The sequence below is a fragment of the Xanthomonas sp. NCPPB 2586 genome (assembly GCF_041475775.2).
GTDB classification, from domain to species: domain Bacteria; phylum Pseudomonadota; class Gammaproteobacteria; order Xanthomonadales; family Xanthomonadaceae; genus Xanthomonas; species Xanthomonas campestris.
This window is the reverse complement of record NZ_CM192981.1, coordinates 420,422-440,635: the sequence shown is the minus strand read 5'-3', so window position 1 is coordinate 440,635 and position 20,214 is coordinate 420,422. Positions and strand designations below refer to the sequence as shown.

Sequence of the window (20,214 nt, the reverse complement as noted above, 5' to 3'; positions counted from 1 at the left end):
CGCCGCGCATCACACCGTGTCGCTGCGGCAATTCCCTCGGCGGCGTGCAGCGGCGACAATAGCGCGGCAATGAACAGCACTTTCGACCCCCGCCACGTCCGGCGCGCCTTCGCGCGTGCCGCCAGCAGCTATGCCGCCGCCGCCGCCCTGCAACGCGAGGTGGAAACGCGCCTGCTGGAGTCGCTCGACTATCTCGGCGACACCGCGCCCAAGGTGGTGCTGGATGTGGGTGCCGGCCCGGGCCATGCCAGCGCCACGATCAAGAAACGCTGGCCCAAGGCGCAGGTGATCGCGCTCGACCAGGCACTGCCGATGCTGCGCCAGGCGCGCAAGACTGCGGGTTGGTGGAAGCCGTTTGCGCAGGTCTGCGCCGATGCCCGCGCGCTGCCGGTGGCCGATGGCAGCGTGGATGTGATCTTCAGCAATCTGTGCCTGCAGTGGGTGGAAGACCTGCCGGCGGTGTTTGCCGGCTTTCGGCGTGCGTTGCGGCCCGGCGGCCTGCTGCTGTGCTCCACCTTCGGCCCGGAAACGTTGATCGAACTGCGCGAGGCCTTCGCGCAGGCCGACCCGGCCCCGCATGTGAGCCGGTTCCCGCCGATTGCGCAGTTTGGCGATGCGCTGATGATGTCCGGCTTCCGCGACCCGGTGCTGGACCGCGACCTGTTCACCCTCACCTACAACGACCTGCCGGCCTTGATGCGCGAGTTGCGCGCGATGGGCGCCACCAATGCGCTCAGCAACCGCCGCGCCACGCTGACCGGCCGCGGCCGCTTCGCCGCCGCCAGTGCGGCCTACGAACCCCTGCGGCGGCCCGATGGCACCCTGCCCAGTTCGTGGGAAGTCATCTACGCGCACGCCTGGGCACCGGCGCCGGGCGCTCCGATCCGCGAACGCGGGCAGGACATCGCCAGCGTGCCGGTGGGCGCGATCCCGATCCGCCGCCGCCAGGACTAAGCGTGGCGATCACTGCGCGCGCGCAGCCGCCAGGCAGGCGCGGCCGCGGCATGCACCAGTCGCCTGCTTCGGTCCCCGTTGCCTCCGACAGCACCCCGGCGCCCGCGCCACGGTGCGCCAACCGCACGCAAGCGGCGCACACCCTGCCGGCGCATGTCGCCGGTCATCGGTAGGACACAGTATTACCGCCGGGCCCATCCCGATCAGGCAGGCTCGGCGCTTGCAACCGGTAGAATTCACCAGTTAACGGCCCCCGCCCCCAACCGGCCTCCCCAATGTTGAAGTGGCTCATCATCGCGCTGTTCATTGCCTCAGCGCTGTACATCCATTACCGCGGTCGCGTGCGCCACCGGCTCAGCCGGCAGCTGCTGGACCATTCCACCTTCATGGCCCCGATCAACACGCTGATGTATCTGTGTTCGCGGGTGCCGACCACGCCGTTCATCGATCCGGGCAAGGAATTTCCGGAGCTGGCCCCGTTGCGCGCGAACTGGACGCTGATTCGCGACGAGGCAGTGGCGCTGCAGCAGATGCAGAAGATCCGTGCTGCCGACGGCTACACCGACATCGGCTTCAATTCGTTCTTCCGCCGCGGCTGGAAGCGCTTCTACCTGAAGTGGTACGGCACCGCGCACCCGTCGGCGGCCGAGCTGTGCCCGCAGACCACCGCGCTGCTGCGCTCCATTCCCACGGTCAAGGCGGCGATGTTCGCCGAGCTGCCGCCGGGCAGCGAACTGCGTCCGCACCGCGACCCGTTCGCCGGCTCCATGCGGCTGCACCTGGGCCTGGCCACGCCCAATGACGACCGCTGCTTCATCGACGTCGACGGCCAGCGCCACAGCTGGCGCGACGGCGAGTGGACCATGTTCGACGAGACCTACATCCACCACGCGCGCAACGACACCGACCAGGACCGCATCATCCTGTTCTGCGATATCGAGCGCCCGATGCGCTGGCGCTGGGCGGCGGCGGTGAACCGCTTCGTCGGCCGCAGCCTGCTCTCGGCCGGCGCCTCGCCGAACCAGGAAGGCGACAAGACCGGCGGCATCAACCGGGTGTTCCGGTATTTCTACGCCGCCCGGCTCAAGGCCAAGGCGCTGAAGGAGCGCAACAACCCGCTCTACCAGACGCTCAAGTGGGGCATCTTCGTGCTGGTGGTCGTGGGCATCGTGCTGCTGTAACGCAAACCACCACGCCCGTCAGCTACTGCAATGCCCGACCAACCACGTAGGAGCGCGCTCGCGCGCGATGTGGCGTTATCGATAACGCTTCATTGCGCGCGAGCGCGCTCCTACGCAGTCCAGTGCAGATTTAGCCAACCTGCACCGCAGCAGCCGTGGCGTCAGCGCGACACCTGCGCAATCCATTCCTGCAGGTTGTAGTAATTGGTCACCCGCGTGATCTGCCCATCGCGCACATCGAAGAACGCGCCGCCGGGCAGCACATAGGTTTGCCCGTTCGCATCCGGCAGGCCTTCGTCGGTGGTGTGATAGACGCCATGCACCACGTACTCGGCGCCGACGCGCGTGCCTTCGTCATTGGCAGTCACCACGATGTCGCGCAGCTGCTCGCGGTAGCTGTCGTTCATGCGCTGCAGGAAGCTGGCGAAGGCCGCCCGGCCGATCTCGCGTGGCCCCTGGTTGAGGTCGTGGGCGACGTCCTCGGCCAGGAACGCCAGCATGGCGTCCCAATCGCCGCGGTTGAATGCCTCGTAGTAGGCCTGGACCAGGCCGGTGGCGCCTTGCCGATTGCTCTCGCTCATGCTCGAACCTGCCGCTGGGAAAGCCGCCATCATAGGCCCGGCATCAGGCGCCCTGCACCACCAGATCGCGGTGGAAGTAATAGACCTCCTGCAACAGGAAGCGCCAGCTGGTGTGGAAGCTGCGGAAGCGCGTGCTCGGGGTGGACGACGCCAGCGCATCCACGCCCAGCTCCTGGCACAGCCGCAGCGCGCGCGCCATGTGCAGCGGGTCACTGACGATGATCGCCCGGTGCATGCCATGCCGCTCCATCAGCGCGCGCGCCTGCAGCAGGTTCTGCCGGGTGGTACGCGAGCTGGTCTCGATCACGATGGCTTCCGACGGCACGCCGTGCCGCAGCGCGTAGCGCCGCGCCACCTGGGATTCGGCAAAACGCGCCCCGTTGCCGAAGCCGCCGGTGAACAGCAGATGCGGCGCGTAGCCGCGTGCATACAGGTCCAGCGCGTGCCGGATGCGCTCTTCGAACACGGGAGAGGGGCGCGCGTCGTAGGCCGCCGCGCCCAGCACGATGATCACGTCAGCCGGTGCGGCCTGGTCGCGGTCGCCCACCCAGACGATCCAGCCGGCCACGCCCACCAGCCAGATCAGCGCCAGCATGCACAGCCGCCACCCCCAACCCCACAGGCCGAGCCCGCGCGAAGGCCTGCTCACGCGGCGGCCCACGGCAAGGCGTCCAGGTCGACGTTGCCGCCAGACAAGATGACGCCCACCCGCTTCCCGGCAAAGCGCGCCGGGTCGGCCAGCACGGCCGCCAGCGCGATGGCCGACGACGGTTCCACCACCTGTTTCAAGACCTGCCAGAGCAGGCGCATGGCCTGCACCACGGCGGCATCGTCAACGGTGATGACCTGCGCTCCGGCGGCCTGCAGCAGCGCGAAGTTGGGCGCCCCCAGGGTGCCGCGCAGCCCGTCGCACACGGTGTCGGGAACGAAGTCCACCAGCCGCTGCCCTGCCGCCAGCGACCGCGCGGTGTCGGCTGCACCCGCCGGCTCGGCCAGCACCAGCGCGCAACCGGGCGAAGCCTGCAGCGCCAGGGCCGCCCCGGCCGCCAGCCCGCCGCCGCCCACGGGCGCCACCAGCACATCCAGGCCGCCGCTGTCGTGCAACAGCTCCAGCGTTGCGGTGCCCTGGCCGGCAATCACCGCCGGATCGGTATACGGGTGAACCAGGGTCGCACCGCTGCTGGCCTGGACCTCGGCGCATAGCTGCTCGCGCGCAGCGATGGTCGGCGCGCAGCGCCACAAGGTGGCGCCATGCCGGGAAATATTGGCCAGCTTGGCAGCCACCGCGCCTTCGGGCACCACCACATGGCAGCCGATGCCGCGGGTGCGCGCGGCCAGTGCCAGCGCCGCGCCATGGTTGCCGGAAGAGTGCGTCACCACGCCATGTGCGGCGGTCTCGGCCGGCAACGCCCAGACCGCATTGCAGGCGCCGCGGAATTTGAACGCACCGCTGCGCTGCAGGTGCTCGGCCTTGAACATCAGCTGCGCACCGCTGAGCGTGTCCAGCGTGTGCGAGCGCAGCAACGGGGTCGGTGCGGTGTGCGGGGCAATGCGTGCAGCCGCCTGCAGGACGTCGGAATAGGCAGGAAGAAGCGTTTCGATCATGCTCCCAAGATTAACGTATCGCCTCACTCTTCACGGTCGAGGGTCGGCGTCCCGCGCATGCTCGTTCAATGAACATACGCGCCATCACCGCACAGTTAAGGACCGATTCAATGCCGCGGTTCGACAGTGACACCATGGTTGCAGGAGGGCACCATCCATGAAATTCCGTCTGATCCTTGCCGCCGGCCTGCTGGCCTTGAGCGGCTGCGCGACGTACGACTACACCGGCGCCGGGTCGGGTGGGTATTACCGTGGTGCGCCCGCGGTGCAGTACCGCTACCCGCCGGGCTATGCGCCGTATTCCTATGGCAGCCCTTACGGGGCCGGCGGGATCGGTCTGTACGACTATCCGGTGTACCCGGTCTATCGCGGCGGCGGCGGCTATTATTACCGCGAGTACGATCGACGTCCGCAGTACCGTCCCTACAACAACTATGGTCCCCGGCCGAATGGCCCGCGCCCGAATGGCCGGCCCAACGGTCCGCGCCCGCAGCGCCCCAACCCGCCGCCAGCCACCGGCGCGCCACCGCGTCCGGCGCAGCCGCCGCGTATCGGCGCTCCGCCGCGGGTGATCCGCGAGATCCAGCGGCAGACCGCACCACGCAATACGCGCCAGCAGATTCCCTGATCGGCTGACTGCGACGCAGCCCACACTTGGCAATGTTGGGGGCTTGCGTTCAGTCTGCACTTGGCTGCAAGCTAGGTGCACTGTGTGACCCGCCACGTCGTTTTCTGACCTGGCCACTCCACTGACCGACTTATGTCGATGTCCGACAGGGAAATCTGGATCCCCCCTGTTCCGGCCCTGTCGGATATCGGCGCCTCCAATGCACAAAGCCCCGGCATGCCGGGGCTTTGTGCATTGGAGCGTTGCGAAGCAGGCCAGAGCGTGTGCGCTGGCGACGTGCAGATAAAACTAAGGGCCGGCAGTCCCCCGACTACCGGCCCTTACGCTACCCCATCGCACGCGCGGCTGGCCCCTGTTCCAATTCCAGCCTTGCGCCCATGTCGCAATGCCACGACGGGTGCAGTGGGGATATCCGCACGAAACATGCCAACTTGAGTGCCAGTGTTCAATAATGTGACTTGAGTCACATATTTCACGTGTTAATGCCGCAAACCGCCCTTCAGCCGCTACGTTCGCGGCCGCTGGTCTTCCTCCTGCTTCTGGTCCACGCCCATGTCCGACTCCTTCTATCGCTACGACGTCATCGTGATTGGTGGCGGCCACGCCGGCACCGAGGCGGCGCTGGCGGCTGCCCGCGCCGGTGCACGCACGCTGTTGCTGACCCACAACATCGAGACCGTGGGCGCGATGAGCTGCAACCCGGCCATCGGTGGGATCGGCAAGGGGCACCTGGTCAAGGAGATCGACGCACTGGGCGGGGCGATGGCCAAGGCGGCGGACCTGGCCGGCATCCAGTGGCGCACCCTCAATGCCTCCAAGGGGCCGGCGGTGCGGGCCACCCGCTGCCAGGCAGACCGCAACCTGTACCGCAGCGCCATCCGCCGCATCGTCGAAGCGCAGCCCAACCTGACCGTGTTCCAGGCGGCAGTGGACGATCTGATCATCCACAACGGTGCCGCCGAAGGCGACAGCGTGCGTGGGGTGATCACCCAGACCGGGCTGCGCTTCGAGGCCACGGCCGTGGTCCTGACCGCAGGCACCTTCCTGGCCGGCAAGATCCATGTCGGCGAGACCCAATACGCGGCCGGGCGCATGGGCGACCCGCCGGCCACCACGCTGGCAGCGCGTCTGCGCGAGCGCCCGTTCGCCATCGATCGCCTCAAGACCGGAACTCCGCCGCGTATTGATGGGCGTACCCTCGACTACACGATGATGGATGAGCAGCCAGGTGATGACCCGCTGCCGGTGATGTCGTTCATGGGCCAGGTCAGCGACCACCCGACCCAGGTCAGCTGCTGGATCACCCATACCACCGAGCAGACCCACGACATCATCCGTGGCGCGTTGCACCGCTCGCCGCTGTATTCGGGGCAGATCGAGGGCATTGGCCCGCGCTACTGCCCGTCGATCGAAGACAAGGTGGTGCGTTTCGCCGACAAGACCAGCCATCAGATCTTTGTCGAACCGGAAGGCCTGGACGTCACCGAGATCTATCCCAACGGTATTTCCACCTCGCTGCCGTTCGACGTGCAACTGGCGCTGGTGCGCTCGATCCGCGGTTTTGCGCAGGCGCATATCACCCGCCCGGGCTACGCGATCGAGTACGACTTCTTCGACCCGCGCGGGCTCAAAGCCTCGCTGGAAACCAAGGCGGTGGGCGGGCTGTTCTTCGCCGGGCAGATCAACGGCACCACCGGTTACGAAGAAGCCGCCGCGCAGGGCCTGTTGGCCGGGCTCAACGCTGCACGCCAGGCGCAGGCGCTGCCGGCCTGGTCGCCGCGCCGCGACGAAGCCTACCTGGGCGTACTGGTGGACGACCTGATCACCCACGGCACCACCGAGCCGTACCGCATGTTCACCAGCCGCGCCGAATACCGGCTGCAGCTGCGCGAAGACAACGCCGATCTGCGGCTGACCGGCGTGGGCCGCGCCATGGGCCTGGTCGACGATGCGCGCTGGGCACGCTTTTCCAGCAAGCAGGAGGCGGTGCAGCGCGAAACTGCGCGCCTGTCGGCACTCTGGGCCACGCCGGGCAATGCCCTGGGCCGCGAGGTGGTCGACACCCTGGGCGTGCCGATGAGCCGCGAGACCAATGTGCTGGACCTGATCAAGCGCCCGGAACTCAGCTACGCCGCGCTGATGCGGGTGCCGACGCTGGGCCCGGGCGTGGACGATGCGCAGGTCGCCGAACAAGTGGAAATCGGCGTCAAATACGCCGGTTACCTGAATCGTCAGCGCGACGAAATCGCCCGCCAGCAGCGCCACGAAACGACTCCGATCCCGGAAGGCTTCGACTACGCCGGCGTGCGTGGCCTGTCGATGGAAGTGCAGCAGAAACTTGAACGCGTGCGCCCGCAAAGTATCGGCCAGGCACAGCGCATTCCGGGCATGACCCCGGCCGCGATCTCGCTGCTGCTGGTGCACCTGGAACGCGCGCGGCGCAGCCAGGTGGCGTGACGCTAGTGGTCGGTGCGCAGGACAGCGGCGGCGTGACGTCACACGCGCCGCCCCGGTCTTGAAGTCTGCATTGGCGTGAGTGACGGATGTTTCTGGCTGCCGTGCAGTTGGTTACCCGCAGAACCCTCACGTGTCTGCTCGACTCGGCCGATCGTTCGGGAGAGATCGAGGGCACCGATACGCAGGCGCTGATTGCCAACAGATGTCACGCAGCGAGCTCATGTCGCCCGGTGCGAAGTGATCGGGCCGTATCGCACGGCGGATGCCGCGAAGTTTGATGGCGGTCGCGACCGAGTTGGTATGCTCAGGCACCACTGACGACTTCCTGATCATGAACAAACTGCGTGCGCTGCTGACGGCAACCTACCGAATCGCCTGTCCCGCCCTGTTGCTGATGCTGGGCAGCACCTCGCAGGCGGCGGCCCAGACCGAAGAAGACGGGCGTTACTGGCTGAGCGTGTATGCGCAAGGCAAGCTGCCGGTCGAGAATCTTTACTGGAGCATGGACGTGCACCCGCGCTGGCGCGAGGAAGGCGAGCAGTTCGATCAATTGATCCTGCGCCCTGCCGTGTTCTACCGGCTCAATCCCAAAGCCAGTGTCTGGATGGGCTACGACACCATCATCAGCCACCCGGCCGGGCAGTCGTCCAATCGCGAAAATCGCTGGTGGGGGCAGTTCCAGTATCAGTTCGATCCGATCGCCAACATCACCATCACCAGCCGCACGCGTCTGGAGCAACGCCACCGCGAGGGCTTCAGCGATGAAGGCTACCGGGTGCGGCAGATGATCAGGGCCGTGCGTCCGAGCAGCCTGAGCCCGCAGTTGTCGTGGGTGGCATTCAACGAGCTGTTCGTCAATCTGGATCAGACCCAGTGGGGCGCACGCAGCGGCATCGATCAGAACCGGGTGTTCGTGGGCATCAACTGGAAGTTCAATGCAATCTCCAATGTCGATGTCGGGTATTTGAATCAGTTCGTCAATAACCGCACGATCGACCGCGAAAACCACGTCTTGATGACCACCTTCCGCTTCAATTTCTGAGCGCACGCACAGGCCGCGCGACTTGGTCGCGGCCTTTCGGTAATGCGTTGAATGCGCCGCCGGCGCGCCGAGGCACGTGTTGGCTACGCGGCAAAGCGTGGCTGCACTGGCAGCAGCCGTTGCCGCAGCATCAGCGCCGCCAGGTCGATGGTTTCCTCGGCCGCACGGATCACGCCGCCCATGGTGATGAAGCCATGGATCATGCCGACACAGGTGCGCTGGGTGACTTCCACGCCGGCGGTGCGCAGGCGCTCGGCGTATTGCAGTCCCTCGTCGTGCAGGATGTCGCGGTCGGCCAGCACCACCAGTGCCGGCGCCACGCCGGCCACGTCCGGCGCCAGCAGCACGGAGATGTGCCAGTGGTCGGCCAGGCGCATGTCCGGCAGCAACAGGCGATTGAAGAACTGCACCGCGCTGCGGGTCAGCGGCGGGATCTCGGCATTGCGGCCGCGTGAGGGATGCACGCCGGTATCCGGGCGCGCATCCGTCAGCGGGTACAGCAACAGCTGACAGCGCAACGCGATACCTCGCTGCTGTGCAGTGATCGCCGCTACCGCCGCCATGCCACCTCCGATACTGTCACCGCAGATCGCAAGACGCTGCGGATCGGCGCCCACCGCGTCGGCATGCTCGGCCAGCCAGTGCAGCGTGGCGATGACATCCTCCACGCCGGCCGGCGCCGGATGTTTGGGCGCGAGGCGATAGTCCACCGCCAGCACCTGACACGGCGTGCGTGCCGCCAGCTGCCGGCAGACATCGTCATGCGAGTCCAGATCCCCCACCACACCGCCACCGCCGTGCACGAACAGGCACGTGGGTGCGGGCGTGTCGTCCAGGCCCGGCGGCCGGTACAGACGTAGCGGCACCGTGCCGGCGGCAGTGTCGGCCTGCAGGTCGGTCACCTGCGCCATCGGCAGCCGTGGAAATCCCAGCTGCGCTCCCATGCCGCGCATCATGGCGCGTGCTTCCTGCAACGGCAGCGCCTCCATCGGGGGCTGCCCCGCTTGCTGCAGCTGCGCGAACAAGCGCACGACATCGGGATCGAATTCCATGACGGACTCCAGCAGCGATGAGAGAGGCCGAGCTTGCCAGATTGTTATGGCCTTTAACCATTACGATTCATCAATTGTTTCGATCATGCGCGTGATGTCGATGCAGATAGGTCACTGCAATGCAGCGTATTGGCCAGGCGCATCACCGCGGCATCGTCCATGCTGGCGTCACGTGTGCGTGCCGTTAGACACAGGCAGCCAAGCGCTATTGCGGATGGCCGCAGCAGCCTTTAGACAGCAGCGTTAGCCGCTGGCAACGCCGCAGCCACACCTGCTGCAGCCATCGCGATCAATCGTCTTCGGCGGCCGCCTCGCGGCCCTGCTGACGGATCAGGTTTTCCTGGCGCGCGTCCTCGATCGAGGCGCGGATGGCACGCACGTCGGCGCGCTTGGTGTCGAAGGTGAAACGGCCGGTCAATGCACTGTCCGGGCGCAGCTCGCCCTTTTCGAACAACGCCCACATTTCTTCGCCGTAATAAGTGTCCAGCAGCTCGGGGGCGAATCGGCCCAGGCAGTCGCGCAGGTTGTGCACGTCGCGCAGCAACATGTCGCGTGCGGCGTTGTTGCCGGCCGCGCTGACCACCTGCGGGAAGTCGATCACCACCGGGCCGTCGGGCGAGACCAGCACGTTGTATTCGGAGAGGTCGCCATGCACCAGGCCCAGGCACAACATCTTGACCACGTCGCCGACCAGGCTGGTGTGGAAGAGGCGCGCCTGTTCCGGCTCCAGTTCCACTTCGCCCAGCCGTGGCGCGCTGTGGCCGGCGTCGTCGGTCACCAGGTCCATCAGCAGCACGCCGTGGAAATAGCCGCGCGGCTTGGGCACGTGCACGCCGGCGTCCACCAGTTGGTAGAGCGCGTCGGCCTCGGTGTTCTTCCAGGCGGTCTCGGCTTCCTTGCGGCCGAACTTGGTGGCCTTGCCCATCGCACGGGCCTGGCGGCTGCCGCGCACCTTGCGTCCTTCCTGGTATTGCACGCGCGCCTGGAAGCTGCGCTGCGCCATGTCCTTGTAGACCTTCGCGCACAGGATGTCTTCGCCCGCGCTGACCACGTAGACGGAGGCTTCCTTGCCGCTTTTCAGTGGTCGCAACACTTCGTCGATGACGCCATCGTCGATCAGCGGTTGCAGGCCCTTGGGGGTTTTCATGGAGGAAGGGAACCAACGCAGGAAAAAGACCAGTGACGATTATGCGTCAAGCAGGGTGAAGCGCTCACCCCGTACGGGGCCAAGCTGAGACCGGGGCCATGCATTGGGACGATGCGCTTACCATGCAGGCACCTGCCCCTAGCGCGATGCGATGCCCGAGCCCACCTCTTCCCGCCGCAAACGTCCCGCCGCGCCGGCCATCGCCAGCAGCGAGCGCGGCCTGCCGCATGCCTTGATGCAGCAGATTGCCGCTGCCAAAGGTGACCCGGATTTCATGACCTCGCTCGGGCGCGGGCTGGTGGTGCTGAGCGTGTTCGCCCAGCACGCACGCGAGGTGACGATGTCGCAGATCAGCCTGGAGACCGGCATCTCGCGCGCCGCAGTCAGGCGCGTGCTGCACACCCTGGCGGCCCTGGGTTATGTGGGTGAGCAGGGCCGCGGCTATGTGTTGCTGCCGCGGGTGCTGGGGCTGGGCGGTGCGTACACCGCGTCCTCGTCGATGACCGCCGCGGCGCAGCCGGTGCTGGATGGCCTGCGCGACCAGGTGCACGAGTCGTGCTCGCTGGGGGTGCTGGATGGCGATGACCTGCTGTACGTGGCACGCGCGGAAACCGTGCGCATCATGTCGATCGGGCTGCGGCCCGGCACCCGCCTGCCGGCCTATTGCACGTCGATGGGGCGGGTGCTGCTGGCGGCCCTGCCTGCCGACACGCTGCAGGCCTATCTGGAACGCACCACCTTGCGTCCGCGCACCGACCGCACCGTGACCCAGCCCGCCGCCCTGCTCGAGGTGCTGGCACGGGCGCGCCGCGAAGGCGTCTGCCTGACCGACCAGGAGCTGGAGATCGGCCTGCGCTCGATCGCGGTGCCGGTGCGCAACCTGCGTGGCGAGGTGATTGCCGCGCTCAATATCGGTGCGCAGGCCGGGCGGGTGAGCCTGCAGACGATGCAGACCCAGTGGGTGGAGCCGCTCAAGCAGGCGGCGCAGCGCTTGGGCGCCCTGCTCAGCTGAGCGTGTCCGGCTGGTTCAGCGCGGGCGGCGCAGGAAGGCGACCACCGCGTCCACCCAGGCGGCATGGCTGTCTTCGACATGCGCCACATGGTCGGCGTGCGGCAAGGTGACCCAGCTGCGGTCGGCGCTGCCCAGGCGTGCGAACAGGTGCGCATTCTCTGACTGCGTGGCGAGTGGGTCATCCACACCGCGCAGCAGCAGCACCGGCACGCGCGTCACCTGCTCGGGCTGGTAGGCGAATTGCTCCATCGCGCGCCAGTCGGTGCGCACCGGGTCGGCCGCGAGTGCGGCGGCCACATACGCCTTCTGTACGGCGGCGGGCGCGGCATTGGCAGTGATGAAGTCCGAGCCAGCGGCTTCGGCGGTGGTGCGTTCACGCGGCGGCTGTGCGGGCACGGCGGCGGCCTGCGGCGCGGCATCGACATCGTCCGGAAAGCCATACAGCACCAGCGCCGACAACAGCTCCGGCTGCGTCTGGGCGAGCAGCAAGGCCACCCGTGCGCCATTGGAATACCCCAGCAGTGCGGGCGGCGGCAGACCGGGATGGCGCTTGGCGATCCATGTCAGCGTGGCGCGCACGTCAGCCATGGCGCGTACCGGCGTGTTCCACCCGCTGCCATCGCGCGCGGTGCCGCCATAGCCGCGCAGATCCAGCGCATACACCGCGTGGCCCGCCTGTGCCAACGCCGCCAGCACCGAGCGCGTGTCGGCAGGCTCGCCGGCCACTTGCAGATCGAAGTTGGGCAATGCACTCCAGGTGCGCCCATGCACCAGCAGCAGCGTGCCACGCGGCCGTGCCGGCAGCCGCGACCACACCACCAGTGGCTGGCCATCGTCGGCCTGCACCTGCGCACGCTGCGTGCCCGGGCCGGGCTGTGGTTGCGCCTGCGCGCCGCAGGTAAGGAGCAGCAGCACTGCCAGGCAGGCGAGACGTAGCATCATGTGGAGCCTCGTGGATGGCGGCGCTGCAAGGACGCGGCAGGCCGGCGTATTGGGAGGCTGCATCATCGCCGTAGTGCGGGCGGTGTGTCATGGCCGCTGGCGATCAGGCGATGCGCTGGCGGAACCAGTGCGGGGATGCGCTGCTGTCGGATATGTTTCTTGCGGCGCGCGTGCGGGTGGTTCTCCATCGTTGATCACGGCGTTCTCTCAACGAACCCTCTCCAACGCAGAGCGACTACGGTGCAATTGCATGGTTGGTGCGCGGCCGCCGCCGGTACGACGCATGCGAGGCGCGTCCATGCGCTTGACCATCTTCGATCACAACACGGTCTTGCGCCGTGCACGCGCCCTGCCTCTTTCCTGGCGGAGGAGTGGCATCGGGTGCGATGTCTTTGTGTTGATGTGTGCTGCGGCCGCCGACGCGTCTCATCCGTTACGCGTGCATGGTGTGCCGTGCCATCTGCGATCGCGATCGTGCCGATCAGCTAACCGTCGGTTGCCGGCTCACCTTCGGCCGCCTGTGCTTCCAGGATCGGTTGCGCTAACGCGAAGGCGTGGTTGGCCGCTGGCACGCCGCAGTAGATCGCTGCCTGCAGCAATACTTCCTTGATCTGCGCGGCAGTGACGCCGTTGTTGCGCGCGGCACGCACATGCAGCTTGAATTCCTCATCACACCCCAGCGCCACCATCATCGCCAGGGTCAGCAGCGAGCGGGTGTGGGCGGGCAGGCCGTCGCGGGTCCAGATGGTGCCCCAGGCGTGGCGGGTGATCATGTCCTGGAACTCGCCGGTGAACTCGGTGCGCGCGGCCAGCGCGCGGTCCACATGCGCATCGCCCAGCACGCGCCGGCGCTCGCGCAGGCCGGCCTGGTACCGTTCGTCTTCGTGCATCGGGTGTCCTTGCAGTTGGGGGAAGCTCACTCGGCCTGGAGAAAACCCAGCAGTACGTCGTTGAACGCTGCCGGCGATTCCAGGTTGCAGATGTGGCGGCCGGGCACCTGCGCGTACTGGCCGTCGGGCACCGCGTAGGCGATGTCGCGAAGGTCGGTGGGCGGGCAGACCGGATCGTCGTCGCCGGCGATGGCCAGCAATGGCACCTCCAGGGCGTCCAGTGCGCCACGGAAATCGGCATCGGCCACCGCCTGGCAACAGGCGATGTAGCCGTCGGGGGAGGTGGATACGAACGCGGCGGCGATCATGTCCAGACGCTGCGCATGCGAGAGGGCGAAGTGCGGGGTGAACCAGCGCTGCAACGTGGCGTCGATCAACACCGGCAAGCCGTCGTGGCGCACCTGCTCGATCCGCGTGGCCCAGGTGTCGGCGCTGCCGATCTTCTGCGCCGTGGCGCAGACCACCAGCCGCCGCAATCGCTGCGGCACGTTGAGGCCGAGCCATTGGCCGGTGAGCCCGCCGATCGAGAGCCCGCAGAAATCACTGCGCGCAATCTGCAGCGCATCCCAGAGCGCAATCACATCCTGGCCTAGGTCGGCCACGCTGTACGGGCCGGGCGGCGATTCGGAGTAGCCGTGACCACGGCGATCGTAGCGCAGGATGCGGTAGTGCGGCGCAAGCGCCTCCAGCTGCACGTCCCACATGTGCAGGTCGGTGCCAAGCGAGTTGCAGAAGGTCAGCCAGGGGCGTCCTTCGGTGCCATCCAGGCGGTAATGCAGGCGATGTGTCGGCAACTGGAGAAATGCCATGGGCCACCGTCAGGGGGAAGGTGCAGCGGCCAGGACGCGGTCGATCCAGACCGACGCCATGCCACGCCAGCTGTCGGGCGCGAAGATCGCCTCCAGTTGTTCCGGCGAGAGCATTGCCTGCACGTGAGGATCGTCGGCCAGCTCCTCGCGCAGATGACGCCCTGCCGACTGCGCGCGCGCCACCGCATGTTCGACCAGCGTATGCGCTTGCGACTTGCCCAGCTGCGGCGCCAGTGCGAACACCGCGGCCTCCGCGTAGAGCACGCCACCGTGGCTGTGCAGATGCGCCTGCATGCGTGTGCGGTCCAGTTCCAGCCCGGCCAGGCAGGCCTGCATCTGCGCCAGGCTGCCGGCGGTCAGGCGCACGATCTCCGGTAGCGTTTCCCATTCGGCATGCCACTGCCCGGCCGCGCGCTCGTGCGGCTGCGCCATCGTGGCGAACAAGGTGGCCACCAACCCGGGCACGCGCGCGGCCGCGGCGACCGCCACCACGCCGGCCACGGGGTTGCGCTTGTGCGGCATCGCCGAGGAGCCGCCCTTGCCCGCCGCCGCCGGCTCGAACGCCTCGCCCACTTCCGATTGCATCAGCAGCACCACATCGCCGCCGATCTTGCCCAGGCTGCCGGCCAGCAACGCGAATGCGCAGCCGACCTCCACCAGGCGGTCGCGCGCGGTGTGCCAGGGCAACGCCGGCAGCGGCAACTGCAGCGCATGCGCCAAGGCCTGCGCCACCTCCAGCCCACGCGTTTCCAGCGCCGCCAGGGTGCCGGCAGCGCCGCCGAATTGCAGCACCAAGGCTTCGGTGCGCGCGGTCTGCAGGCGGCGGCGTGCGCGCTGCAAGGCGTCCAGCCAGCCGGCGGCCTTGAGCCCGAAGGTCACGGGTACCGCCTGCTGCAACAGGGTGCGGCCCGGCAGCCCGGTGGCGCGCTCGCGTGCGGCCAGCGTCGCCAGGCAGGCGCACAGTGCGTCCAGGCGCGGCAGCAGCAGGTCGAAGGCCGCGCGCAGTTGCAGCACGCTGCCGGTATCGATCACGTCCTGGCTGGTGGCGCCCCAATGCACCCAGCGCGCGGCATCGGCATCGTGCGCGGCCACCTGCCGGGTCAGCTCCTTGATCAACGGAATGGCAGGGTTGCCGGCCAGTGCGGTGGCCTGCGCCAATGCGGCTAGGTCGTATTGCGCTGCGTGGCACTGGGCGGCAATGACCTGCGCGGCCGCCTGCGGAATCACCCTGCATTGCGCCTGCGCCTGGGCCAGCGCGGACTCGAAGTCCAGCATCGCCTGCACGCGCGCGGCATCGTCGAACACTTCATCGCACGCGGGGTCGCCAAACAGGCCGCCCAGCAGGGAAAACGTTGCACTCATGCATTGCATCTCTTGGCGTGGCCGGAGCATGGCACCGATGCGCACAGGTGCCAACCATGCGCGTGCCGGACGCGCGGCTCGCGTGAGCGGCGGTCGTGCATCGGCACCTCGCTTGCGCGGGCGCGATGCCACACCGATGACGCTCCGTGCAGGCCCTGCTTGCATGCACCCACCACCTGGCGACCTGTGCAAGCAACTGCCTCGTCAGGCACGCGTTTCAGTGCACGCGCCCATCAGTAACTGAAGAACACCGTCTCGGCATCGCCCTGCATGTGGATGTCCCACACGTAGTCGCCGGCGCTGCGCGCGCGGGCCAGCATTGTGCCGCGCCGTTCGGGCGGCACCAATGCAAGGATGGGGTCACCGCTCAGTTGTGGGTCGTCGGCGAAGTACAGCCGCGTTGCCACGCCGCGCAACAGCCCGCGCATGAACACGAGCACGACCAGATGCGCCGCCTGCGGCTGCCCGTTCGGACCGGCCACCGGGCCTGGCCGGATGGTGCTGAGCCGGTAGCGGCCCTGTGCATCGGTGGGCACGCGGCCCCAGCCATCGAAATTGGGGTCGTGCGCGGCGCAGCGCGGATCGTGCGCATGGGCATAGATGCCGGCGGCATCGGCCTGCCACAGCTCCAACACCGCATCGCTCACCGGCATGCCGGCACCATCGAACACGCATCCGCTGATCTGCACCTGCGTGCCGGCCGCGTGCTCCGGTGCGATCTGTGCGCGATACAAGGGCTCCAGCCCCAGCCGGTAGTACGGGCCAACCGTTTGCGACGGCGTTGCATGCAGGCTCATTGGCTCACTCCCAGACGGTTTGCTTGCGGCCGCGCAGCACGATGTCGAACCGATAGGCCAGCGCGTATTCGCTCACCGCGTGCTCCCAATCGAAACTGGACACCATGCGTTCGCGTGCCAGCGGGTCGTCCACGCAGTTGTAGATCGGGTCGTGCGCCAGCAGCGGATCACCGGGGAAATACATCTGCGTGATCAGGCGTTGGCCGATGCCATCGCCATGCAGCGAGAAATGGATATGCGCCGGCCGCCAGGCGTTGTAGTGGTTGCGCCAGGGATAGGCGCCAGGCTTGATGGTCTTGAAGGCGTAGCGCCCGTGCGCGTCGGTCAGCACTTGGCCGGTGCCACGAAAGTTGGGGTCCAGCGGCGCATCGTGGCGGTCGCCTTCGTGCTGGTAGCGCCCGGCCGCATTGCATTGCCAGACCTCCACCACGCTATTGCGGACCGGCGCGCCGTTTTCGTCGAGCACACGGCCGGACACGATAATGCGCTCGCCCAGTGGCTCACCGGCAAAGCCGGCGGTGAGGTCGGCCGCATGCGCGCCCAGGGTGATCTGCGAAGGCCGTGGCCCGGTGACTTCCGACAGCGTGACCGGCATGGCGATCGGTGCACGCGTGGGCGCACGCAACGCGGTGGACGCATACGGCGCATGCAGATAGGCAGGCTGCGTGCCGGCGCGGGGGCGCCGATAGCCGAGCAGGACATCGCCGGGCGGCGTATCAGGGGGAAGGTCGTGCATCGGCATCTCCGTCAGACGCAGGTGTGAGCGTGATCGATGAAGTGGGCATGCAACGGCGCGGGCGCGAGATCATGGCGCTCAAACACGCTCGATCGCCAGCGCTACGCCCTGGCCAACGCCAATACACATGCTGGCCAGCCCGCGGCGGCCATTGCAGGCGTCGAGTTGACGCAGCAGCGTCAGTGCGAGCCGTGCACCGCTCATGCCCAGCGGGTGGCCCAGCGCAATCGCGCCGCCGTTTGCATTGACGTGCGCGGCATCGTCGGCCAATCCGAACGCGCGCGTGCAGGCCAGCGCCTGCGCGGCGAAGGCTTCGTTGAATTCGATCGCATCGAATTGCGCGATCTGCAGCCCCAGCCGCGCCAGCAGGCGTTGCGTGGCCGGGATCGGGCCGATGCCCATGTAGGTCGGCTCCACGCCCGCCGAGGCAAACCCCAGCACCCGCGCGCGCGGCGTGAGCCCGTGCAGGTGCAGCGCGCGCGCCGAGGCCAGCAACAGGCTGGCGGCACCGTCATTGAGGCCGGCCGCATTGCCGGCCGTGACCGTGCCCGGCTGGCGGAACACCGGCTTGAGCCGCGCCAGGGCCTCGGCACTGGCATCGGCCCGCGGATGTTCGTCGCGCATGACCTGCACGCCCTCGCCGCCCTTGCGCCCGGCCACCGCCACTACGGTGATCTCGTCGTCGAAGAAGCCGGCGGCCTGCGCGGCGGCGGTGCGCTGCTGGCTGCGCAGGGCAAACGCATCCTGGTCGTCGCGGCTGATGGCGTAGCGCTGCGCAACGTTCTCGGCGGTCTCGCCCATCAGCTCCACGCCGTAGGTCGCTTCCAGGCGCGGATTGATGAAGCGCCAGCCCATCGTGGTGTCGTGCAGGTGCTGGTTCCGGGCGAACGCCGATTCCGCCTTGCCCATCACCCACGGTGCGCGCGACATCGACTCCACGCCCCCAGCCAATGCCAGCTCCAGTTCGCCGGCACGGATGCCGCGTGCCGCAATGCCCACCGCTTCCAGTCCCGAGCCGCACAGGCGATTCACCGTGCTGCCCGGCACCGAACTGGGCAAGCCAGCCAGCAACACACTCATCCGCGCGACATTGCGGTTGTCTTCGCCGGCCTGGTTGGCGCAGCCCAGGTAGACATCGTCGATGGCCGCCGGGTCCAGCTGTGGATGCCGCGCCAGCAACGCGGCGATCGGCACCGCGCCCAGATCGTCGGCGCGCACGCTGGACAGTGCGCCGCCGTAACGGCCGATCGGCGTGCGAATGCCATCCACCAGATAGACCTCGCTCATGCCTCGGCTCCCGCCGCTTGCGTTCCGTGGGCTGCGGCGGTGCGTGCCTGCAACGCACGCAAGGCGTGCAACTCGGTGGCGGTGGGTGCGGCAGTTTCGGTCAGCGTTGCGGCAAAGCGCACCGCCCAGCCGGTGGCCGCGGTGACCTGCGCCTGGGTCACGCCAGGATGCAGCGCGGTCACGGTGAGCTCGCGGCTGACCGGGTCGGGTTCCATCACGCATAGATCGGTGACCACCACGGTGGGGCCGGCACCGGGCAGGCCGGCGCGGGTGCGTGCATCACCGCCGTCCAGATGACCGACGGTGGTGATGAAATCCAGCGTCTGCACGAAGCTGCGCGTGGACTGCCGCATGATGATGAAGACCTGCTTGGCGCTGGTGGCGATTTCCGGCGCGCCGCCGGCACCGGGCAGGCGCGTCTTCGGTGCGGCGTAGGGGCCGATCACGGTGGTGTTGAGGTTGGCATGGCGATCGATCTGCGCCGCGCCCAGGAACCCTACATCGACCCGCCCGCCTTGCAGCCAATAGCGAAAGATCTCCGGGGTGGAGACCACGGTGTCGGCGGTCTCGGCCAGTTCGCCATCGCCGATCGACAGCGGCAACACCTGCGGGCGCGCACCGATCGGGCCGGATTCGTAGATCAACGTGACCTCCGGTGCATGCGTCAGCCGCGCCAGGTTTGCCGCGGTGGAGGGCAGGCCGATGCCGACGAAACACACCGCGCCATCGGGCAGGCGACGTGCTGCCGCCACGGTCATCATTTCGTTGGTGCTGTAGTCGCTCATGCCGCCTCCGCGTGCTGGCTGCCGGCATACACGCGCTGGAACCCGGCGAAGTCGTCGGTGTCCAGGATGTGGGCCTGGATCCACGCCTGGAACCGCGCGCGATCGCGGGCGATGGCATCCCAGGCCAGATAGAAGCGGTTGTCGCGCGCGGAGTAGCCATGCGCATACGACGGCGCGGCGCCCCCGGGCACCACGCAGACCGCACTCACCACCCAGCGCGGCAGGATGCAGGCATTGGGCGGCGCATCGAGCGTGTCAACGATCTCCTCCACCGTCACGATCACCTTGCGCGCGGCCAGCGCGGCCTCTTTCTGCACGCCCAGAATGCCCCACAGCAACACATTGCCGCGGCGGTCGGCCTGCTGCGCGTGGATCACGGTGACATCCGGATTGACCGCCGGCGAGGTCGCCAGGGTCTGCCCGGTGTAGGGGCACTGCAGGAAACGGATGCTGTCGTTGACCTTGGGCAGGTCCGAGCCCACATAGCCGCGCAGCACGGCGAACGGCAAGCCCGACGCGCCGGCCACATACGCGTTGGCCATGTCCGCGTGGCTGTGTTCGCGCAGTTGCAGCGGCGCAGGCCAGCCGTGTTCCACCGCATCGCGCAGCCGGTGCAGCGAGCCCACGCCAGGATTGCCGCCCCAGGAAAAGCGCAGCGCCGACGCGCAGCCGGCACCGATCAGTTGGTCGTAAATCAGGTCCGGGGTCATCCGCACCAGCCGCAGGTTGCGTTTGCGCTGGCGGATCACCTCGTGGCCGGCGGCGTGCGGGATCAGGTGGGTAAAGCCTTCCATTGCCACGCAATCGCCATCTGCGATCAGCTGTGCCACGGCCTCGGACAGGGAAACGATGTCGGCCATTCCAGACTCCTGCACACCACGGTGTCGCCACGGTAGGCCCCGGTTTGCGTGCCGGTCAATCCGATTATCGAAATTGTCATTCGATAA

20 protein-coding genes are annotated in these 20,214 nt (G+C 67.8%); 6 read left to right on the top strand and 14 right to left on the bottom strand.

Going from position 1 to position 20,214, the window contains the following annotated elements; genetic code table 11:
* Positions 1-69: 69 nt before the first annotated feature.
* Together bioC and lpxO are read left to right on the top strand one after the other, a co-directional pair.
* Complete coding sequence (gene bioC, locus ACCQ09_RS01930; RefSeq protein WP_011035637.1) at positions 70-954, top strand: malonyl-ACP O-methyltransferase BioC; 885 nt, start codon at positions 70-72, stop codon at positions 952-954.
* A gap of 275 nt (positions 955-1,229) precedes the next feature.
* Positions 1,230-2,135, top strand: a complete 906-nt coding sequence (gene lpxO / locus ACCQ09_RS01925) for a lipid A hydroxylase LpxO (RefSeq protein ID WP_011035636.1) — start codon at positions 1,230-1,232, stop codon at positions 2,133-2,135.
* Positions 2,136-2,296: 161 nt separating this feature from the next.
* Here the strand turns inward: lpxO and ACCQ09_RS01920 are convergent, their stop codons facing one another.
* The 3 genes from ACCQ09_RS01920 to ACCQ09_RS01910 are packed head-to-tail and all read right to left on the bottom strand — an operon-like array spanning position 2,297 to position 4,321.
* Positions 2,297-2,716 (bottom strand): nuclear transport factor 2 family protein, encoded by a 420-nt coding sequence (locus ACCQ09_RS01920; RefSeq protein WP_012437139.1) that lies wholly within the window; start codon positions 2,714-2,716, stop codon positions 2,297-2,299.
* A 43-nt stretch (positions 2,717-2,759) separates the two neighbouring features.
* Positions 2,760-3,377 (bottom strand): YdcF family protein, encoded by a 618-nt coding sequence (locus ACCQ09_RS01915; protein WP_011035634.1) that lies wholly within the window; start codon positions 3,375-3,377, stop codon positions 2,760-2,762.
* Positions 3,362-4,321 carry a pyridoxal-phosphate dependent enzyme gene (locus tag ACCQ09_RS01910; protein WP_011035633.1) on the bottom strand — a complete coding sequence of 320 codons (960 nt, stop codon included), beginning with the start codon at positions 4,319-4,321 and terminating at the stop codon, positions 3,362-3,364. Before ACCQ09_RS01910 ends, ACCQ09_RS01915 begins: the two co-directional genes overlap by 16 nt.
* A 157-nt stretch (positions 4,322-4,478) precedes the next feature.
* On the opposite strand from ACCQ09_RS01910, the gene ACCQ09_RS01905 reads away from it, so the two are divergent.
* The 3 genes from ACCQ09_RS01905 (at position 4,479) to ACCQ09_RS01895 (ending at position 8,448) form a co-directional block, all read left to right on the top strand.
* On the top strand, positions 4,479-4,949 hold the full coding sequence (locus ACCQ09_RS01905) for a hypothetical protein (protein WP_011035632.1): 471 nt from the start codon (positions 4,479-4,481) through the stop codon (positions 4,947-4,949).
* 552 nt (positions 4,950-5,501) lie between these two features.
* Entirely contained in the window at positions 5,502-7,406 is a 1,905-nt protein-coding gene (gene mnmG, locus ACCQ09_RS01900; RefSeq protein WP_011035631.1) for a tRNA uridine-5-carboxymethylaminomethyl(34) synthesis enzyme MnmG, read from the top strand.
* Between the two features lie 331 nt (positions 7,407-7,737).
* Complete coding sequence (locus tag ACCQ09_RS01895; protein ID WP_011035630.1) at positions 7,738-8,448, top strand: DUF2490 domain-containing protein; 711 nt, start codon at positions 7,738-7,740, stop codon at positions 8,446-8,448.
* A gap of 83 nt (positions 8,449-8,531) precedes the next feature.
* On the opposite strand, the gene ACCQ09_RS01890 is transcribed toward ACCQ09_RS01895, so the two are convergent.
* On the bottom strand, positions 8,532-9,500 hold the full coding sequence (locus tag ACCQ09_RS01890; RefSeq protein WP_040940447.1) for an alpha/beta hydrolase: 969 nt from the start codon (positions 9,498-9,500) through the stop codon (positions 8,532-8,534).
* A 289-nt stretch (positions 9,501-9,789) separates the two neighbouring features.
* Positions 9,790-10,647, bottom strand: coding sequence for a PA4780 family RIO1-like protein kinase (locus ACCQ09_RS01885; protein WP_011035628.1), 858 nt, complete (start codon positions 10,645-10,647; stop codon positions 9,790-9,792).
* Between the two features lie 151 nt (positions 10,648-10,798).
* Between ACCQ09_RS01885 and ACCQ09_RS01880 the strand changes: the two genes are divergently transcribed.
* Positions 10,799-11,659, top strand: a complete 861-nt coding sequence (locus tag ACCQ09_RS01880) for an IclR family transcriptional regulator domain-containing protein (protein WP_011035627.1) — start codon at positions 10,799-10,801, stop codon at positions 11,657-11,659.
* Positions 11,660-11,674: 15 nt separating this feature from the next.
* On the opposite strand, the gene ACCQ09_RS01875 is transcribed toward ACCQ09_RS01880, so the two are convergent.
* The 9 genes from ACCQ09_RS01875 to ACCQ09_RS01835 all read right to left on the bottom strand — a co-directional run bounded on the left by ACCQ09_RS01875 (position 11,675) and on the right by ACCQ09_RS01835 (position 20,127).
* Positions 11,675-12,601 (bottom strand): alpha/beta hydrolase, encoded by a 927-nt coding sequence (locus ACCQ09_RS01875; RefSeq protein WP_012437134.1) that lies wholly within the window; start codon positions 12,599-12,601, stop codon positions 11,675-11,677.
* A gap of 485 nt (positions 12,602-13,086) precedes the next feature.
* Positions 13,087-13,491, bottom strand: a complete 405-nt coding sequence (gene pcaC, locus ACCQ09_RS01870) for a 4-carboxymuconolactone decarboxylase (RefSeq protein ID WP_040940446.1) — start codon at positions 13,489-13,491, stop codon at positions 13,087-13,089.
* Positions 13,492-13,517: 26 nt separating this feature from the next.
* Positions 13,518-14,300 (bottom strand): 3-oxoadipate enol-lactonase, encoded by a 783-nt coding sequence (gene pcaD / locus ACCQ09_RS01865; protein WP_040940445.1) that lies wholly within the window; start codon positions 14,298-14,300, stop codon positions 13,518-13,520.
* Positions 14,301-14,309: 9 nt separating this feature from the next.
* Entirely contained in the window at positions 14,310-15,662 is a 1,353-nt protein-coding gene (locus ACCQ09_RS01860; RefSeq protein WP_040940444.1) for a 3-carboxy-cis,cis-muconate cycloisomerase, read from the bottom strand.
* A 233-nt stretch (positions 15,663-15,895) separates the two neighbouring features.
* Positions 15,896-16,459, bottom strand: a complete 564-nt coding sequence (pcaG, locus tag ACCQ09_RS01855) for a protocatechuate 3,4-dioxygenase subunit alpha (protein WP_040940443.1) — start codon at positions 16,457-16,459, stop codon at positions 15,896-15,898.
* Positions 16,460-16,463: 4 nt separating this feature from the next.
* Positions 16,464-17,195: a protocatechuate 3,4-dioxygenase subunit beta gene (gene pcaH, locus ACCQ09_RS01850; protein WP_040942205.1), complete on the bottom strand. Its 732-nt coding sequence runs from the start codon at positions 17,193-17,195 to the stop codon at positions 16,464-16,466.
* A gap of 78 nt (positions 17,196-17,273) precedes the next feature.
* Positions 17,274-18,482, bottom strand: coding sequence for a 3-oxoadipyl-CoA thiolase (pcaF, locus tag ACCQ09_RS01845; protein WP_040940442.1), 1,209 nt, complete (start codon positions 18,480-18,482; stop codon positions 17,274-17,276).
* Positions 18,479-19,267 carry a CoA-transferase subunit beta gene (locus ACCQ09_RS01840; protein WP_011035619.1) on the bottom strand — a complete coding sequence of 263 codons (789 nt, stop codon included), beginning with the start codon at positions 19,265-19,267 and terminating at the stop codon, positions 18,479-18,481. Before ACCQ09_RS01840 ends, pcaF begins: the two co-directional genes overlap by 4 nt.
* Positions 19,264-20,127 (bottom strand): CoA transferase subunit A, encoded by an 864-nt coding sequence (locus ACCQ09_RS01835; RefSeq protein ID WP_012437130.1) that lies wholly within the window; start codon positions 20,125-20,127, stop codon positions 19,264-19,266. The genes ACCQ09_RS01840 and ACCQ09_RS01835 overlap by 4 nt, the downstream gene beginning before the upstream one ends.
* Between the last annotated feature and the right edge of the window lie 87 nt (positions 20,128-20,214).

Coding starts and splice junctions, on each gene's coding strand:
- bioC (WP_011035637.1), top strand. CDS start 70: ATGAACAGCACTTTCGACCCCCGCCACGTCCGGCGCGCCTTCGCGCGT.
- lpxO (WP_011035636.1), top strand. CDS start 1,230: ATGTTGAAGTGGCTCATCATCGCGCTGTTCATTGCCTCAGCGCTGTAC.
- ACCQ09_RS01920 (WP_012437139.1), bottom strand. CDS start 2,716: ATGAGCGAGAGCAATCGGCAAGGCGCCACCGGCCTGGTCCAGGCCTAC.
- ACCQ09_RS01910 (WP_011035633.1), bottom strand. CDS start 4,321: ATGATCGAAACGCTTCTTCCTGCCTATTCCGACGTCCTGCAGGCGGCT.
- ACCQ09_RS01905 (WP_011035632.1), top strand. CDS start 4,479: ATGAAATTCCGTCTGATCCTTGCCGCCGGCCTGCTGGCCTTGAGCGGC.
- mnmG (WP_011035631.1), top strand. CDS start 5,502: ATGTCCGACTCCTTCTATCGCTACGACGTCATCGTGATTGGTGGCGGC.
- ACCQ09_RS01895 (WP_011035630.1), top strand. CDS start 7,738: ATGAACAAACTGCGTGCGCTGCTGACGGCAACCTACCGAATCGCCTGT.
- ACCQ09_RS01890 (WP_040940447.1), bottom strand. CDS start 9,500: ATGGAATTCGATCCCGATGTCGTGCGCTTGTTCGCGCAGCTGCAGCAA.
- ACCQ09_RS01885 (WP_011035628.1), bottom strand. CDS start 10,647: ATGAAAACCCCCAAGGGCCTGCAACCGCTGATCGACGATGGCGTCATC.
- ACCQ09_RS01880 (WP_011035627.1), top strand. CDS start 10,799: ATGCCCGAGCCCACCTCTTCCCGCCGCAAACGTCCCGCCGCGCCGGCC.
- ACCQ09_RS01875 (WP_012437134.1), bottom strand. CDS start 12,601: ATGATGCTACGTCTCGCCTGCCTGGCAGTGCTGCTGCTCCTTACCTGC.
- pcaC (WP_040940446.1), bottom strand. CDS start 13,491: ATGCACGAAGACGAACGGTACCAGGCCGGCCTGCGCGAGCGCCGGCGC.
- pcaD (WP_040940445.1), bottom strand. CDS start 14,300: ATGGCATTTCTCCAGTTGCCGACACATCGCCTGCATTACCGCCTGGAT.
- ACCQ09_RS01860 (WP_040940444.1), bottom strand. CDS start 15,662: ATGAGTGCAACGTTTTCCCTGCTGGGCGGCCTGTTTGGCGACCCCGCG.
- pcaG (WP_040940443.1), bottom strand. CDS start 16,459: ATGAGCCTGCATGCAACGCCGTCGCAAACGGTTGGCCCGTACTACCGG.
- pcaH (WP_040942205.1), bottom strand. CDS start 17,195: ATGCACGACCTTCCCCCTGATACGCCGCCCGGCGATGTCCTGCTCGGC.
- pcaF (WP_040940442.1), bottom strand. CDS start 18,482: ATGAGCGAGGTCTATCTGGTGGATGGCATTCGCACGCCGATCGGCCGT.
- ACCQ09_RS01840 (WP_011035619.1), bottom strand. CDS start 19,267: ATGAGCGACTACAGCACCAACGAAATGATGACCGTGGCGGCAGCACGT.
- ACCQ09_RS01835 (WP_012437130.1), bottom strand. CDS start 20,127: ATGGCCGACATCGTTTCCCTGTCCGAGGCCGTGGCACAGCTGATCGCA.